Source organism: Floridaenema fluviatile BLCC-F154, from assembly GCF_041929135.1.
GTDB lineage: Bacteria > Cyanobacteriota > Cyanobacteriia > Cyanobacteriales > Aerosakkonemataceae > Floridanema > Floridanema fluviatile.
The window spans coordinates 22,932-39,225 of the sequence record NZ_JBHFNS010000079.1; the positions used below are offsets into that span (position 1 = coordinate 22,932).

A 16,294-nucleotide genomic window follows, 5' to 3' on the forward strand; every position below is an offset into this window, starting at 1 on the left:
CGAGTACAAAAATTATGAAAACCTTAAGAAAATTAGGCACTATTTCCCTATTGTTGTTGAGTGCCAACAATCCCCTGTCAGCCCAAATTATTCCTGATGCTACATTACCCAATAATAGTGTTGTAATTCCACAAAACAACAACTTTCGGGTTGAAGGCGGCACTCAAGCTGGCAGCAATCTTTTTCACAGTTTTAGAGAATTTTCCGTACCTACAGGTGGCACAGCTTTTTTCAACAACGCCCAAAACATTCAGAATATTTTTAGCCGAGTCACCGGAAAAAATATCTCCAATATTAATGGTTTAATTCGCGCCAATGGCACGGCTAATTTATTTTTAATTAATCCCAACGGAATTATTTTTGGCCCGAATGCTCAATTAAATATCGGCGGTTCCTTTATTGGTTCTACTGCTAGTAGTATTCGATTTTTAGATGGGAGTGAATTTAGCGCAACTAATCCGAATGCACCATCTTTGTTAACAATTAATCTACCCATTGGTTTAGAGTTGGGCGCGAATCCAGGCAGCATCGTCAATCGTTCCCAAGCTACAGCAGAGGTAAATCTGCCAACTTCTGCGATTTCACTTCCCTTTGATAACAAAGTAGGATTAGCAACCCAACCGGGTCAAACCTTAGCTTTAATTGGTGGCGATATTCAACTAAATGGAGGTAATTTAACGGCGAGTAACGGACAAATTCATCTTGGTAGTGTGGCAAGTCCGGGTTTAGTTAGTTTGGCAACAACACCGCAGGGTTTAACTTTTAATTATGAGAATATTCCCAATTTTGGCAATATTCAAATCTCTGAAGGTTCTACAATCAATACCAGCGGAATTGGTGGGGGAAAAGTAGATATTAGAGGTGGAAATGTCAACCTTAACAATGGACGAATTTATGCACTGAATTGGGGAGATATTGATGGTAGGGGAATCAATATTAATGCCCAAAAGTTTCGGGCCGAAGGTGGAGCGCAAATGTCCACGCTGACATTAGGAAATGGTGCGGGGGGTGCTGTTAATATTCAGACTACTGATTCAGTTGAATTAAGTGGAATTGGATTGACTCTATATACATTGTTTGCCGGGAAGTATTTGCTAACTGGATCGATCGATCCTTTTGACCCCCAACTTGTCCTAATCACTGGTACTGCGGGCATGGGAAATGCGGGAAATATAGCGATCGACACGGGAAAACTAGTGATGGACAATGGAAGTGCATTGACTAGCGGCACCTTCAGTACTGGCAAAGCCGGAAATATCACTATCCGTGCTAGGATTTTCGAGCAAATCAGTTCTGCGGTTAACAGCGGCACATTTACCGGGAGTACGGGTGAGGGAGCAGATTTTTCCTTTGAGGGAGAACGTTTAACCGTCAGTGATGCTTCTGCGTTACTTACTATAACTCGCGATCGCGGAGCATCAGGGGATATCAATATCAAAGCTTCGGAATCAGTAGAAGTGCTAAGGACTCCTGATGGCAGCCCTGTAGCAACCTTGATCGGCTCAACTGCTGGCGGTATGAATGGAGAAGCTGGGGATATTAATATTGACACCAAGCGGTTAATCATCTCTGGAGGAGCCGGAATTAGTTTATCTAGCGGCTCAGTTGTGGGCAACCAACCCTTTAATACCACCGGAGGAGCAGGAGGTAATTTTACACTTAGGGCAACTGAGTCAGTAACAATTGAAGGTACTTCTGGAGTTTTGTTTAACGGAAGTAAGGGCCCAAGTTTCATCTCTGCTGATGCTAATGCCGCTAACCGGGGTGGGAATATGAATATTTCTACACCTGTACTGACTCTCCGAGATGGGGGCGTTATAACTACGGCATCTTTAGGCAAAGGAGATGCGGGAACCATTACGATCGATGCTGGGCGGATCGAAATTATTGGTAATGGCGGACAAGGTGAGTTTAACAGTCAAATTCAAACTTCTGTAGGCATTGCATCTCGCGTTGTTAATCCCGATGCTACAGCGAATGGAGGTTCGTTAAACCTGAATGTTGGGCAATTAATTATTCGTAATGGGGGAACGCTGAATCTGCAAGCCTTGGGAACGGGACAGGCTGGTAATATTAACGTGGTAGCAGATGCGATCGCTCTTGACAACCAAGCTAGTATTGATGGCAGAACCGCATCCGGTTTAGGCGCAAATATCAACCTGCAAGCTTCAGAAATCCGCTTGCGTCGTGGTAGTCGAATCAGCACTGACGCAGGGAACGCCAATGGTGGCAACATCAACATTAACACTGATAATTTAGTCGCTCTCTCCAATAGTGACATTACCGCTAACGCCCAACAAGGCACAGGTGGAAGAGTCAGCATTACGGCTCAAGGCATCTTTGGTACTCAGTTCCGCCCACAACTCACGCCCCAAAGTGATATTACCGCTACTTCAGACTTGGGTGCAGAATTTAGCGGCATTGTGGAAATTAACACTCCCGAAGTGGACACTAATGCTGGTTTAGTAGAGTTACCAGAAAACTTTACTGATATTAGCAATCAAATAGTCTCTGGTTGTTCCGCTGCTGAGGGAAACACCTTTGTCGTTACCGGAAGAGGCGGCTTACCCGAAAATCCCCATCAAACTTTAAGAAGTCAGACAGTTTGGCGCGATGTCCGGGCTCTCGGAAATGGGGAGACGGGAAAAAATACTTCTCCCATCTCCCAGTCCCCAGTCCCCAGTCCCCAGTCCCCAATCCCCAGTCCCCAATCGTCGAGGCTACTGCTTGGAAAACTAATCAGTTTGGTCAGATAGAATTGGTAAATAACTCTCGTGGTAGAATTGCGATCGAGAGATGGAATAATCAGGCTGGGTGCGATGGTTCTAATGGCACGTTGCGCGATCGCTAATCATTAAATTGGCAAATACACAATGATAAATTTGCTCAACTTAATGAAAGGCGCTCTTGATACTTAGCGTAATAAGTAACCTGATTAACTCCTGAAATGCTTGATTGATAAAAATAAATCAGGGTTTTCTACCACAAGTACTAGAGAGCCGAAATAGATTGCATTGTGGAGCTTGAGCAAAAAGTATGAATAATTACTTGAAACAACTAGGTACTATTTCCTTGTTGTTACTTAGTGTTCATTATCCAATCTCGGCACAAGTAGTTCCAGATACTACATTACCAAATAATAGTGTGGTAATTCCCAATGGTAATACTATCCGCATTGAAGGTGGTGTTACTAATGGTAAAAATCTTTTCCACAGTTTCCAAGAATTTTCCCTGAATGCTGGTAGCGAAGCATTTTTTAATAACTCTGTGGATGTACAAAATATTTTTAGTCGCGTCACTGGCAAAAATATTTCTCAGATCGATGGGTTAATTCGGGCTAATGGCACAGCTAACTTATTTTTTATTAATCCCAATGGGATTATTTTCGGGCCAAATGCTCAATTAAATATTGGTGGTTCATTTGTTGCCAGTACAGCAAATAGCATTAGATTTGAAGATGGGAGTATTTTTAGTGCCACTAATCCAAATACTACTACCAGTTTACTCACAGTTAACGTACCGATCGGGTTACAATTTGGTTCAAATTCCCCTGGAAAAATTGAAGTACAAGGCTCTAATTTAGCTGTCCAAACTGGGCAAACTTTGGCACTAGTAGGAGGAGATTTAACTATTTCTGGGAGTACGAATCCTCAAGCAACAGGTCTTACTGCTGGCGGAATTCCCTTAGTATTAAATCAAGGAAATTTTGTCCCGACTACACCAGGGGGAAGAATTGAATTAGGCAGCGTAACTCAAGGTGAGGTAAGCTTTTCTAATAGCGATCGAGGTTTAGTTTTTGATTATCTAAATGCCCAAAGTTTTGGCGATATTCAACTATTAAATAATGCAAGAGTTGATACTAGTGGAACGGGGGGAGGTGAAATACAAATCCAAGCCAGAAATCTCCGCCTCAGCGAAGGTTCCCGTCTCTCTTCTTTTACTTTGGGTGATTTACCGGGAGGAGCGATCGCTGTAAATACTTCCGAATCAGTAGAAATTGTTGGCACTGGTGGCTATGAAGAAAATGTCCTCAAATTTGTTACTGGAACTGTGACGCTCAGTGACTTAATTAATGGTTTTTTTACTTTAACTTTTGGAGCAGGAAAAGCTGGAGATATCAAAATTAATACTCCTAATTTTCTGGCTCAAAATGGCTCTTATATAGCTGCTTCTACCTTTGGAGGTGAAGGTGGTAATATTACGATCGATACATCCGATGTATTACAGCTAAGTGCTGCTTTTATTGCTACCGGAACCGGAGTTAATGCGGTGGGAGATGCTGGAGAAATAACGATAAATACTAGGAGATTTTTTGCTGAAAATAATGGTTTGATTACTACTTCTAGTTTTGGGGTGGGAAAAGGGGGAAATTTAACTTTAAATGCTAGTGAATCGATCGAAATAAGTAGCGGTAATCCCATTCCTCTTTCTCCAACTGCTAGAGCTTTTGGCGGCGTTTTTACTAGTGGTTTAGGTATGGGAGATGCGGGAGAATTGCGGATTAATACTAAACAATTAACTCTTCGCAGTGGTGCAGCTTTAGCAGCTAGTTCTTTTGCTCAAGGACAGGGAGGAGATATCATCATTAAAGCTACTGAATTTGTCGAATTGGAGGGGAATTCTGCGGATGGACAATTGTTAAGTGCAATTACTTCGGTGACAGAACCGGGTTCTCTTGGTCGAGGGGGAAATTTGACTATAGAAACCGATCGCTTAATCTTAAGAGATGGTGGCAGAGTGAGTATTCGATCGCGAGGAACTGGAGATGCGGGTAACTTAATTGTCCAAGCTAATTCGGTTTTAATGAATAATGAAGGCGGTTTAGAGGGAACTTCGGCATCGGGAGAAGGTGGGAATATTACAGTGCGATCGCGCACCTTACAAATGCGTAACAATAGTTTTATTTCGGCTACTGCTGGTACAGAAGGCGGCTCAGGAAATGGCGGTAATATTAATATCGATACCAATACTTTAGTGGCTTTGGAAAATAGCGACATTACTGCTAATTCTGTTGCTAGTCAAGGCGGCAAAGTTACGATTAATGCTCAAGGTATTTTTGGTATCCAATATCGTTTAACAGCTACTCCCAATAGCGATATTACTGCTACTGGTGGTACACCAGCTTTAAGTGGTGTTGTCCAAATTAATTCGCCAGATGTTAAGGCTACTACTGCTTTAGTTCTATTAGCAGAAAACTTTACCGATTTGAGCGATCAAATTGTTTCTGGTTGTTCAGTTGCTAGTAACAACACCTTTGTGATTACCGGAAGAGGCGGTTTACCTGAAGATCCCAGTCAAATCCTGAGAAGTTCTACAGTTTGGCGCGATTTACGTGCTGTTGGCGATCAGGAGATGGGGGGAAACAATTCCACTTCTGAAATTCTTCCCAGTCCCCAGCAGTCCCCAGTCCCTAGTCGCCAGTCCCGGATTGTTGAGGCTACTGGTTGGGTAAAAAATGCTGATGGTAAAGTAGAATTGATTACTCAATCTACTATGCAAAATTTTTGGTATAGACCCTTACGATGTCCTGGTTTTTAAAGTAATGTTGCGAATTAGTGTGTGGCTAAAATATATTCATAAAAGTGTTTGGTTGGGGTTATTAACGCTGTTTTTAATCGCAGTGGTTTTTCCAGCTACAGCACAATCAGATTGGCAGTTCCCGATCGCAAATCGGCAAGTTATGGCTGTGAATCAACAAGATAGTTCTGATGCGAGTTTGTTGGAGCAAGGGCGATCGCTTTTTGCCAATGGCAGATTTGCGGAGGCGGTAACAGTTTGGCAACAGGCGGCGCAGAGTTTTCAGGAGAAAGGCGATCGCAGGCAACTTGCCATTACTTTAAATTATCTGGCTAATGCTTATCAAGAATTAGGAAAATGGCAAGAAGCAAAAGATGCCATTACCCAAAGTTTAACCCTCTTAAAATCTCCATCTCAACCAATTATTCTCGCTCAAGCCTTAAATACTCAAGGCAATATCTTATTAGCAACCGGACAAACTGAAGCCGCTTTAAATAGTTGGATACAAGCCGAAAAAGCTTATTCCCAAGCCGGAGATGAAACCGGAGTTTTAGGAACTAAAATTAATCAAGCTCAAGCTTTACAAGCTTTAGGACTTTACCGTCGAGCCAAAGAAAGTCTAGAGGAATTAAATACTAAATTACAAAATTTACCCGATACTGCTTTAAAAGCAATGGGATTGCGTAGTTTAGGTGTAGCTTTGCAAGTAGTGGGAGATTTGGCAAAATCTCAAGAAGTATTAAATCAAAGTTTGGCAGTTTCTCAGAAACTAAATTCTGATGCCGAAACTAGCTCTACTTTATTAAGTTTGGCAAATACCCTCAGAGCTTTACAGAAGCCTGAAGAAGCTTTATTGAATTATCAAAAAGCAGCCGAAAAATCTCCTAATCCTTTGGTAAAACTGGAAGCAAGAATTAACCAATTAAGCCTTTTAGTAGAAACAAAAAAAACTGAATTAGCTGAAACTTTATTGCCGGAAATCAAAAGTGAAATTGACAAGATTCCCCCAAACAGGGAGAGTATTTATGCTCAAGTAAATTTCGCTAATACTTTAATAAAAATGGGGCATAATCCCCAAGCAATTGCTGAAGTATTAGTAACCGCAATTAAAAATTCGCGCCAACTGCAAGATTTACGAGCAGAATCTTATGCGCTAGGACAATTAGGAAATCTCTATCAACAAACCCAACAACTCTCAGAAGCCCAAAGTTTAACTAAGCAAGCCCTAGTGATTTCTCAACAGTTAAATGCTGCCTATATTACAGCCAAGTTACAGTCACAAATGGGCGCAATACTTAACCGAAAAGGTGATGTTGGAGGTGCGATTTCTGCTTATACGGAAGCTGTGAATACGCTCAAATCTCTGCGAAGCGATTTAGTAGCTATTAATCCCGATGTTCAATTCTCTTTTCAAGAAAGTGTGGAACCTGTTTATCGCCAATTGGTTAGTTTACTATTAAAATCTAATCCGGATCAAAACAAGCTTAAACAAGCTCGTGAAGTAATTGAATCTTTACAAAGAGCAGAATTAGATAACTTTTTCCGTGAAGCTTGTTTAGATGCTCAACCGCAACAAATCGATCAATTCGATCCCCAAGCGGCGGTAATTTATCCGATTATTTTACCAGATCGTTTAGAGATAATTTTTTCCCAATCGGGAAAACCTCTGCGTCAATATACAACGAATTTGCCTCAAACTGAAGTAGAGAAAACGTTTTTGCAGTTCTTAGAATCTCTCAATCCCTTCTTTTCAAGCGAACAGAGATTAGAAGTTTCGCAAAGAATTTATGATTGGTTAATTCGACCTATAGAAACTGAATTAGTGGCTAATGAAGTAAAAACTTTAGTTTTTGTTCAGGATGGTTTATTACGCAATTTGCCAATGTCAGCCCTTTATGATGGCAAAAGTTATTTGTTAGAGAAATACAATGTTGCTGTGGCTCCTGGTTTATCTTTGGTTGCACCTAAAGCATTGGCTCAACAGCAAATCAAGGTTTTAACTGGTGGAATTACAGAATCACGCCAAGGTTTTTCTGCACTTCCGGGAGTAGAGATTGAGATTAATAAGATTGCTAAAGGCGTGCCTAGTAAAGTTTTCTTAAATGAAGAGTTTACCCAAAGTAATCTCCAAAACCAAATTCAAGAAACAGCTTTTCCGATCGTTCATTTAGCTACTCACGGTCAGTTTAGTTCTAATCCTGAAGAAACCTTTATTTTGACTTGGGATAATAAGGTGAAAGTTAAAGAGTTCGAGAATTTACTGCGGTTTCGAGAACAGGGAAATAGAAGTGCGATCGAATTACTGGTCTTAAGTGCTTGTCAAACTGCCACTGGGGATAAACGCGCCGCTTTAGGTTTAGCAGGTGTAGCTGTACGTTCTAGTGCTCGTAGTACCTTGGCAACTCTTTGGTCAGTAAAAGATGAATCCACTGCTGAATTAATGACAGAATTTTATCAGCTATTGTCTCAGGGAATGAGCAAATCAGAAGCTCTCCGTAAGGCTCAGTTAAAGCTTCTCAAGCAACCCAAGTATGAACATCCTTTTTACTGGGCATCTTTTATTCTTGTGGGTAACTGGTTGTAAATTTAGGGAAATTATAAATCATTGATAAAGTTATGGGAAAATACTTTACAATGAATGTATAAATGAGCTTTGATAGAATTAGGCAAAGTCAAGATGGTGAGAATATGAGCCGGAAAATTTTTTCTCTATTTGCAGTAACTCTGTTTCTAGAACTAATAATTGTTCCTAGTCTTTCAACTAGTGTAAATGCGGAATCAAATACCAGCAGTAAATCCGAAAATATACAGAATACTTTAGTTGCTGATGTAACTTTTGAACCTCCAGGAAGCGACAAACCAGATGATACGGCGGGTGGAGCATCTCGTGGTGGTGAGTGTCCCCAAGAGCTCATGTCCATAGGTGGCTGCGTAATTCCACTGATACCAAGTAATACGGAAGGTTTAACCATAACAGGTCGCCCAACATTCTTTATTTATTTACCGGAAAATTCGGCGAAAGAAGTATTTTTTAGCTTGGTAGATGAGAATAATAAAAATCATTATCAAGCGAAAATTCCCCTAACAGGCAAATCAGGAATAATTCAGTTTACACTTCCAGAAAATGCGCCACCTTTAGAAGTTGGGAAGAATTATCGGTGGGCTTTTATTGCGATCGGGGAACAAGGACTCAGACCGGATAGCCCAGGCGTTCAAGGGAGAATTCGCCGCATTGAACCCAACGTTACATTACAGACTCAGCTACAAAATGTTACCCCTATAGAACGAGCAGCTTTATATGGCAAAAATGGGATCTGGTACGAAACTTTAGCTAGTTTAGCTGAAGCCAGAAAGTTGCAACCAAACGATCCTAATTTGGTCAATAAGTGGGAACAATTGTTAAAATCAGTGGGGCTAGAAGCGATCGCCTCCCAGCCATTGTTAAACTAGCCTCTATTATTTCGGGGTGCAGAAAAATCAATGTGGCTAAAACTCAAAAAACAACTTAGACAATGGAGCGGTTTATTGATAACCGCTCCTAGTGTAACTGGATTAGTAATAGCTGCAAATTATTTAGGGATATTTCAACTATTAGAATGGGCTACTTTCGATCAATTTTTGCGCCTCCGTCCTGCTGCACCAGTCGATCGGAGAATTGTTATTATTACAATTGATGAATCAGATATTGCTAAAGCTAAACAATGGCCGATTTCTGATGCAGTTTTAGCCCAATTAATTAAAACAATCAACTCTCAAAAACCCAAAGCTATTGGTTTAGATATTTATCGAGATTTGCCAGTACCGCCAGGTAATTCTGAGTTGGTTAAGGTTTTTGAATCTACACCTAACTTAATCGGAGTAGAAAAAAGAGTCGGAAATACTGTTGCACCACCGCCAGCTTTAAGCAAATTAGGACAAGTAGGAATCGCCGATTTAGTATTAGATACAGATGGCAAAGTGCGGCGAGGTTTGTTATCTGTCAAAATTGCCGATGGGGAAATAAGTCTGAGTTTGGGAGCTAAATTGGCTTTGATGTATTTAGAAAAAAAAGGGATTTATCTACAAGAAATTGATGAAAAAGAAAAGCATTTACAATTAGGTAAAGCTGTAGTTATTCCTTTTACCGGAAGTCAAGGGCCTTATACGCGAGCTAATGCGGGGGGTTATCAGATTATTCTCAACTATCGAGGCACAATAAATAACTTTGATACTCTGTCCATGACAGAAGTTTTAACTAACCAAATTCCGCCAGATAAATTTCGCGATCGCATCGTCCTAATTGGTCATATTGGTACTAGCTTTAATGACCTGTTCTTCACTCCTTACAGTAGTAGTTTATTTAGCAGTCCCCAACGAATGCCCGGAGTAGTAATTCATGCTAATATCACTAGCCAAATTATTAGTGCGGCTCAGGGCGAGTATCCTTTTTTTCAGGTTTTATCCCCACAAATGGAAGTTTTGTGGGTTTTATTTTGGTCTTTATTTGGTGGGGGAACTAGTTGGAGTTTACGACAGATAAATTATCAGAGAAATCAGCTGATATTACCAGATCTGTTACTAAGTTTCATCGGCATTTTTAATGGTGGAATAATTCTGTTATTTGGGAGTTATTTAGCTTTTTTAAATGGCTGGTTGTTGCCTGTTGTTCTTCCCTTGACAGCATTAATATTTTCGGCAATAGCTAGTATGATTTATCGCCATTTGGAATTGCAGCACTTGGTAAATTTCGATGGTTTAACTCAGGTGGCTAATCGTCGCTACTTCGATGAATTTTTGCAGCATCAATGGGCAGTAATGGGGAGGAAAATAAGTTTTATTTCTCTAATTATTTGTGATGTGGATTATTTTAAATTTTATAATGACACTTATGGACATCAAGCTGGGGATGAATGTTTGCGACAAGTAGCTAGCGCGATCGCCACAGAAATTGGCTCTACTGATTTGGTAGCACGTTATGGAGGCGAAGAATTTGCTGTGATTATGCCAAATGCTAATCCTGAAGTTGCCTTGAAAGTAGCGAAGAGAATTACAGCAAATGTCAAAAGTTTACAAATGGTGCATAAAAACTCTCTCGTGAGCGATCGGATCACTCTCAGCTGTGGTGTAGCCAGTATTGTTCCTAATTCGACTGTTTCTGTCAGTGAGTTAATTAATCATGCCGATAAAGCACTCTATGAAGCAAAACAGCAAGGACGCGATCGGATTATTGTCGCTATAATTCAAGAGAACAAAAAGTATTAATTCAGGGTGATTCAATTGTATATTTTAGATTCACCTCCTAGATAAAATATGGTGGCTATAATTGAGTTATAAATTTTTTTACTTAAAATTTAACATGGAGGGTTAGTCAGTTCATTGCGCGGTGCTGAATCTATTAATATTTACGGTTACATTCACTTTTTCATGCCAAAAGTCCATGAGATCAAGACTTTACAAAATAATTCGCCAATGGCGTAGTGTATTAATTATCGCTCCCAGCGTTGCTGGATTAGTGATTTTTGCGAATTATTTAGGCTTATTCCAACTTTTAGAATGGGCGACTTTAGATGAATTTTTTCGCTTACGTCCCCGGGAATCTGTGGATTCGCGAATTGTAATTGTGACAGTGGATGAATCCGATCTGACTTATACTAATCAATGGCCTATTTCCGATGCAATTTTAGCTAAATTAATAGAAAAAATTAAAGCTCAACAACCAAAAGTAATTGGTTTGGATATTTATCGAAATTTGCCCGTACCACCGGGAAATACCGAGTTAGTTAAATTATTTGAATCTACACCTAACTTAATAGGGGTAGAAAAAGTAGTGGGAAATACGGTAGCACCTCCACCAGTTTTAAGTAAATTAGGACAAGTAGGAATCGCGGATTTAGTATTAGATTCTGATGGCAAAGTCCGGCGTGGTTTGCTATCGATAAGAACTGATAAAGGAAAAACAAGATTAAGTTTAGGAACTAAATTGGCTTTAAATTACCTGGAAAGCCAAGGCATGAAACTTCAAATGGTTGATGCCAAAAAGAAGATTTTAGGATTAGGGAAAGGTCGATTTTTGCCTTTTACGGGGAATGATGGTGCATACGTTGGTGCTAACTCTGGTGGGTATCAAATTTTGTTAAACTATCGAGGCAGTTTGCAGAATTTTCAAACTATTTCCTTGCAGGATGTTTTGTCCGATCGCATTCCCCCAAATCTGATGCGCGATCGCATTGTTTTCATCGGTGTAACTGGTTCTAGTTTCAACGATTTATTCTTTACTCCTTACAGTAGTAATCCCTTCCGTAGTCCTAAACTCACGCCCGGAGTAGTAATTCATGCTAACTTAACCAGCCAAATTATCAGTGCAGCATTAGACGGCAGACCTTTGATTAAATTTTGGTCGGAAACAACAGAGATTTTCTGGATTTTAATTTGGTCTTTTGTTGGTGCTGTAGGTAGTAGAAAATTATTTTTAGCCAAACAATTGGTTAATAGTTTTGCTGGGAAATGGATCAGTTTTAGTTTAATAATTGTGTTGAGCGGAGGTAGTTTAGTTGGGGTGAGCTTTCTAGCTTTTTTAGCTAGTTGGTGGCTACCAGTAATTTCTCCATTAACAGCATTAGTTACTTCGGCAATTGCGATCGCTGGATATTACACTGTAGAATTACAACGGCAAAAAACCGACTTAGAAATTCTCTTAGAAACGGCTACAGCACACTACGATACAGTTACCGCTGAATTAGAATACAAAGCCGAAGAAACAGCCAGAGAAAGCGAAAGAAAATTAGCTCAGTTTTTAGAAGCCGTACCAATCGGAGTGGCAGTTATTGATAGTAATGGCGAAATTTATTACTTGAATTATGTTGCTCAACGACTACTTGGTAAAGGAATTATCCCGCATACTACGATCGAGCAATTCACCGAAGTTTACCAACTTTACCTAGCAGGTACTAATCAGTTATATCCCTATCAAAATTTACCTATTGTTCGCGCTTTGCAAGGAGAATCTTCCACAGTTGACGATCTAGAAATTCATGGACTAAATAAGGTTATTCCCCTAGAAAGTTGGGCAACTCCGATTTATGATAACTCTGGTAATATTACATATACACTACTAGTATTTCGGGATATAACTGAACGCAAAAAAGCCGAAGCAGAACGGATAAAATTAACCGATCAGTTACTTGCCCTTAACCTATCTTACTCGCGTTTCGTTCCCCATCAATTTCTCCAGTTATTAAACAAAGAAAGTATTCTTGATGTGGAATTAGGCGATCAAGTACAAAAAGAAATGTCTGTATTATTTTCTGATATTCGGGATTTTACCAGTTTATCAGAAAGTATGACTCCGGCTGATAATTTCAAATTTATTAACGATTATCTCAGTCGGATGGAACCTGCAATTATTCACAATCAAGGATTTATTGATAAGTACATTGGTGATGCAATTATGGCATTATTTAGCGGCGAAGCAGATAATGCTGTAAAAGCCGGAATTACCATGCTAAATGCTTTAGATGAATTTAATCAAGAACGCCAAAGAAGTGGTAGTTTGCCGATTCAAATTGGGATTGGCATTAATACGGGTACAATGATGCTGGGTACGGTGGGCGGGCGATCGCGCATGGAAAGCACAGTAGTTAGTGATGCGGTTAACTTAGCATCTCGACTGGAAGGTTTGACCAAAAATTATGGCGTATCTTTATTGATTTCTCACTATACTTTTTTATCTTTAAATAATGCTAATGCTTATGAAATTCGTCTTATTGATAAAGTAAAAGTTAAAGGTAAATCAGAAATGGTGACAGTTTACGAAGTTTTTGATGCCGATCCACCTGAAGTTAAACAAGCTAAAACATTAACTAAAACTGGATTTGAACAAGCAGTATTACTGTATAATTTAGGCAAATTTGAACGCGCCGCTGAAATTTTTGCCAAATGTGTTTCGGTTAATCCTCAAGATAAAGTTGCACAAATTTATTGGCTACGCTGCCAAGAAAAAGGGCAGGGAAGCAGAGAAGTAGAGGAGACAAGTTAATAGTGCGATCGCGTTAATTAACTAACATACTGAAGCCCACGAACATACAAGAACAAAGGAATAAAAATAGCGAGAGGTATATAAGTAGCTAAATTGGCGTAAATTAGGGATTTGTGTAAGCGAGAACGGTCAATCTGTTTTTGCCAAACTTCCTCCAACAGCCATTTCATAAAGAGTTTTTCAATAAATACTGAGACAAAATAGGCAATAATAATAAATAAAAAAGATGAAAGAGGAATTAGATAAAGTAGCTGTTCATTGGGAAGCGGGCCTAGCCAGACGGGAAATAAAATAAAAAAAATGATTCCGGGTAAACTAATAAATGAATTAATAAAGAAAAAGATCATTCCGACTGTAACTATAGCTAGCCATAAGAGTGGGAATCCTGCTAGCGTCGAAATGAGATTGGTACAGAGGGAACAAAGGAAAGCTTCTTTTTTACTCAAATTGAGTAACTTCCAGTAAACTGCTGCCTCAATCAGAATAATTGGCACGAGCGCAATTTTTAAAGGAGGATAGACTAAAAATATCATGGGAACACCAGCATTAGCCTGTGCCACTGAAGGAATTAATGCTAATCCAAGTGTTAAAAGAAAACCTAATGACCAAATGAAAAAATTTTTTCGGTTTTTCATTGCCTTCTACCTTTCCTACTCTCCATTTCCCAATCCCTTATATAATGCCCAAAGTAATTCTTTAGTAGTAAATGGTTTAGATAAAAATCCTTGAAAACCTAACTTTTGAACTTGATTAACTACTTCTGTAGAATTTAGTCCACTCATGGCGACTACGTACACATTTGGATTGAGTCGGCGTAGTAAAGGAATAATCGTTGTGCCGTCCATTGTGGGCATCATAATATCCATTAATACCCCAGCGATTTCGTCTTTATATTCAGCATAAAGGGCGATCGCTTCAATCCCATCACTAGCTGTTAAAACTCGATAATTATAAGTTTCTAAGGTAATTTTAGTAATTTCATTAATAGCGGCTTCATCATCAACGACTAAAATCAATTCTTCTTGCCCAGTCAATAATTCTAAATCATCATTAGTTTCGTTAACTGATGATTCGATCGCAGGTAAAAACACCTTAAACAAACTGCCTTTATTTACCTCACTTTGCACATCAATAAATCCGCCATGACTCTTGGCAATTCCCAGCACTGCCGAAAGTCCTAATCCTGTACCTTTACCAACATCTTTCGTCGTAAAAAACGGATCGAAAACCCGATTAAGAATGTCTGGAGGAATACCCATTCCCGTGTCAGCAACAGTCACCACCACATAAGCCCCAACTTTCGCATCTAGGTGCATTCTGGCATACTGTTCATCTACCATAAAATTTTGAGCAACTATCTGCAAGATACCACCTTCAGGCATCGCATCACGGGCATTAACGCAGAGATTCATAAACACTTGATGTAATTGCGTTGTATCACCAGAAATTGTCCAGAGATTTGTGGGAATATTGCTGTTAATCTCGATCGACTTCGGCAAAGTTTGTTGAATAATTTGCTCAATTTCAAACAATAAATGATGAATTTGTAAATTAACTCGTTTCCCTTCTACTCCACGGGCAAAAGATAGAATTTGTTTAATTAAATCTGCCCCTCTTTGGGCGCTAGATTCTAAAGTTTTCAATAATTGTTGAGTATTATCATTTAAGTTAGGCAGTTTCAACGGTAATAACTGCACTACTGCCAAAATCGGAGTCAAAATATTATTTAAATCGTGAGCAATTCCGCTAGCAAGTGTTCCCAAACTTTCCAAACGTTGAGCACGTAAAAATTGTGCTTCTAGCTGTTTCTTTTCGGTAATATCAATATGAACACCAATCATCCGCACAGGTTTTCCGCTTTGGTTACAAAATAAGCTACACTTAACCGCAATCCAGCGAATTTCTCCGGGATTACAACAGTTAGAAGTCAGGGAAGAAGAAGCTTCATCTAAATCTAAATCTAATAGTAAAGATTCTTCTTCCCTTCTGCCTTCTGCCTTCTGCTTTCTGGCTTCTTGAGGACAAATAATGCGAAATTCCGTATCTAATCCTTGTCCTTTTTTGACTGCTTGCCAGAGTTCCTGTTCAAGTTTTGGGCGATCGTCGGGATGAATACTTTGCATCCAACCTTCATATTGTCCGTCAAAACTGCCCGGTGCTAAACCATAAAGTGCTTCTAATTCAGCTGTCCAAATAATGTCATTTGTTTGGATTAACCATTCAAAAGAAGCAATTTTTCCGGCTTGTTGAGCTAGTTCTAATCGGGATTGAATTCTTTGTCGCCATTCAATTTCTTGACGCAACAATTCGTTAGCCATTTCTAAAGCAGCGGTACGTTCTTGGACTCGCTTTTCCAGAATTTCATTAGCTTCTCGTAAAGCTTCAGCGGCTTGTTTGCGTTCGATCGCATATCGTAAAGAACGCACTAAAATTTCTTGATTAATCTGTCGTTTCACCAAATAATCTTGCGCCCCATGACGCACCGATTCCACTGCCAATTCATCGTCATTAGTATTAGTTAAAACGACAATTGGTAAACTAGGGGCGTGTTCAATTAGTGAATCTAACGAGGCTAGCCCCTGACTATCTGGTAAAGTCAAATCGAGGAGTACTACATCAAAACTTTCGGTTTCTAAGGATGTAATTGCCTCCCCCAAACGTTTCACATGAGCTAAGTTAAATCGATTGAGAATTGCCCCTTTGAGGAATTCTTGTAACAGCCTTGCTTCTGCCAAGTTATCCTCAACTAACAAGATATTCACG

Annotated in this window: 8 protein-coding genes; 6 read left to right on the forward strand and 2 right to left on the reverse strand. The window is 39.6% G+C overall.

Annotated elements, in window-relative coordinates:
* Positions 1–14 precede the first annotated feature (14 nt).
* From ACE1B6_RS21685 to ACE1B6_RS21710, 6 genes are all read left to right on the forward strand, one after another.
* Complete coding sequence (locus ACE1B6_RS21685) at positions 15–2,756, forward strand: two-partner secretion domain-containing protein (RefSeq protein ID WP_413259353.1); 2,742 nt, start codon at positions 15–17, stop codon at positions 2,754–2,756.
* Positions 2,757–3,036: 280 nt separating this feature from the next.
* Positions 3,037–5,538, forward strand: a complete 2,502-nt coding sequence (locus ACE1B6_RS21690) for a two-partner secretion domain-containing protein (protein WP_413259354.1) — start codon at positions 3,037–3,039, stop codon at positions 5,536–5,538.
* A gap of 4 nt (positions 5,539–5,542) precedes the next feature.
* Positions 5,543–8,101 carry a CHAT domain-containing protein gene (locus ACE1B6_RS21695; protein ID WP_413259355.1) on the forward strand — a complete coding sequence of 853 codons (2,559 nt, stop codon included), beginning with the start codon at positions 5,543–5,545 and terminating at the stop codon, positions 8,099–8,101.
* Between the two features lie 62 nt (positions 8,102–8,163).
* Positions 8,164–8,967, forward strand: coding sequence for a DUF928 domain-containing protein (locus tag ACE1B6_RS21700; RefSeq protein ID WP_413259356.1), 804 nt, complete (start codon positions 8,164–8,166; stop codon positions 8,965–8,967).
* Between the two features lie 30 nt (positions 8,968–8,997).
* The gene (locus tag ACE1B6_RS21705; protein ID WP_413259357.1) at positions 8,998–10,758 is read left to right on the forward strand and encodes a CHASE2 domain-containing protein; all 1,761 of its coding nucleotides are present in this window, start codon (positions 8,998–9,000) and stop codon (positions 10,756–10,758) included.
* Between the two features lie 175 nt (positions 10,759–10,933).
* Complete coding sequence (locus ACE1B6_RS21710; RefSeq protein WP_413259358.1) at positions 10,934–13,531, forward strand: CHASE2 domain-containing protein; 2,598 nt, start codon at positions 10,934–10,936, stop codon at positions 13,529–13,531.
* 17 nt (positions 13,532–13,548) lie between these two features.
* On the opposite strand, the gene ACE1B6_RS21715 is transcribed toward ACE1B6_RS21710, so the two are convergent.
* Positions 13,549–14,166: a hypothetical protein gene (locus ACE1B6_RS21715; protein WP_413259359.1), complete on the reverse strand. Its 618-nt coding sequence runs from the start codon at positions 14,164–14,166 to the stop codon at positions 13,549–13,551.
* 15 nt (positions 14,167–14,181) lie between these two features.
* A complete protein-coding gene (locus ACE1B6_RS21720; protein ID WP_413259360.1) occupies positions 14,182–16,293 on the reverse strand; it encodes a response regulator in 2,112 nt (703 codons plus the stop codon).
* Position 16,294 lies beyond the last annotated feature (1 nt).

What these genes read in the sequence shown, in the direction of transcription:
- ACE1B6_RS21685 (WP_413259353.1), top strand. Translation starts at nt 15, where the DNA reads ATGAAAACCTTAAGAAAATTAGGCACTATTTCCCTATTGTTGTTGAGT.
- ACE1B6_RS21690 (WP_413259354.1), top strand. Translation starts at nt 3,037, where the DNA reads ATGAATAATTACTTGAAACAACTAGGTACTATTTCCTTGTTGTTACTT.
- ACE1B6_RS21695 (WP_413259355.1), top strand. Translation starts at nt 5,543, where the DNA reads ATGTTGCGAATTAGTGTGTGGCTAAAATATATTCATAAAAGTGTTTGG.
- ACE1B6_RS21700 (WP_413259356.1), top strand. Translation starts at nt 8,164, where the DNA reads ATGAGCTTTGATAGAATTAGGCAAAGTCAAGATGGTGAGAATATGAGC.
- ACE1B6_RS21705 (WP_413259357.1), top strand. Translation starts at nt 8,998, where the DNA reads ATGTGGCTAAAACTCAAAAAACAACTTAGACAATGGAGCGGTTTATTG.
- ACE1B6_RS21710 (WP_413259358.1), top strand. Translation starts at nt 10,934, where the DNA reads ATGAGATCAAGACTTTACAAAATAATTCGCCAATGGCGTAGTGTATTA.
- ACE1B6_RS21715 (WP_413259359.1), bottom strand. Translation starts at nt 14,166, where the DNA reads ATGAAAAACCGAAAAAATTTTTTCATTTGGTCATTAGGTTTTCTTTTA.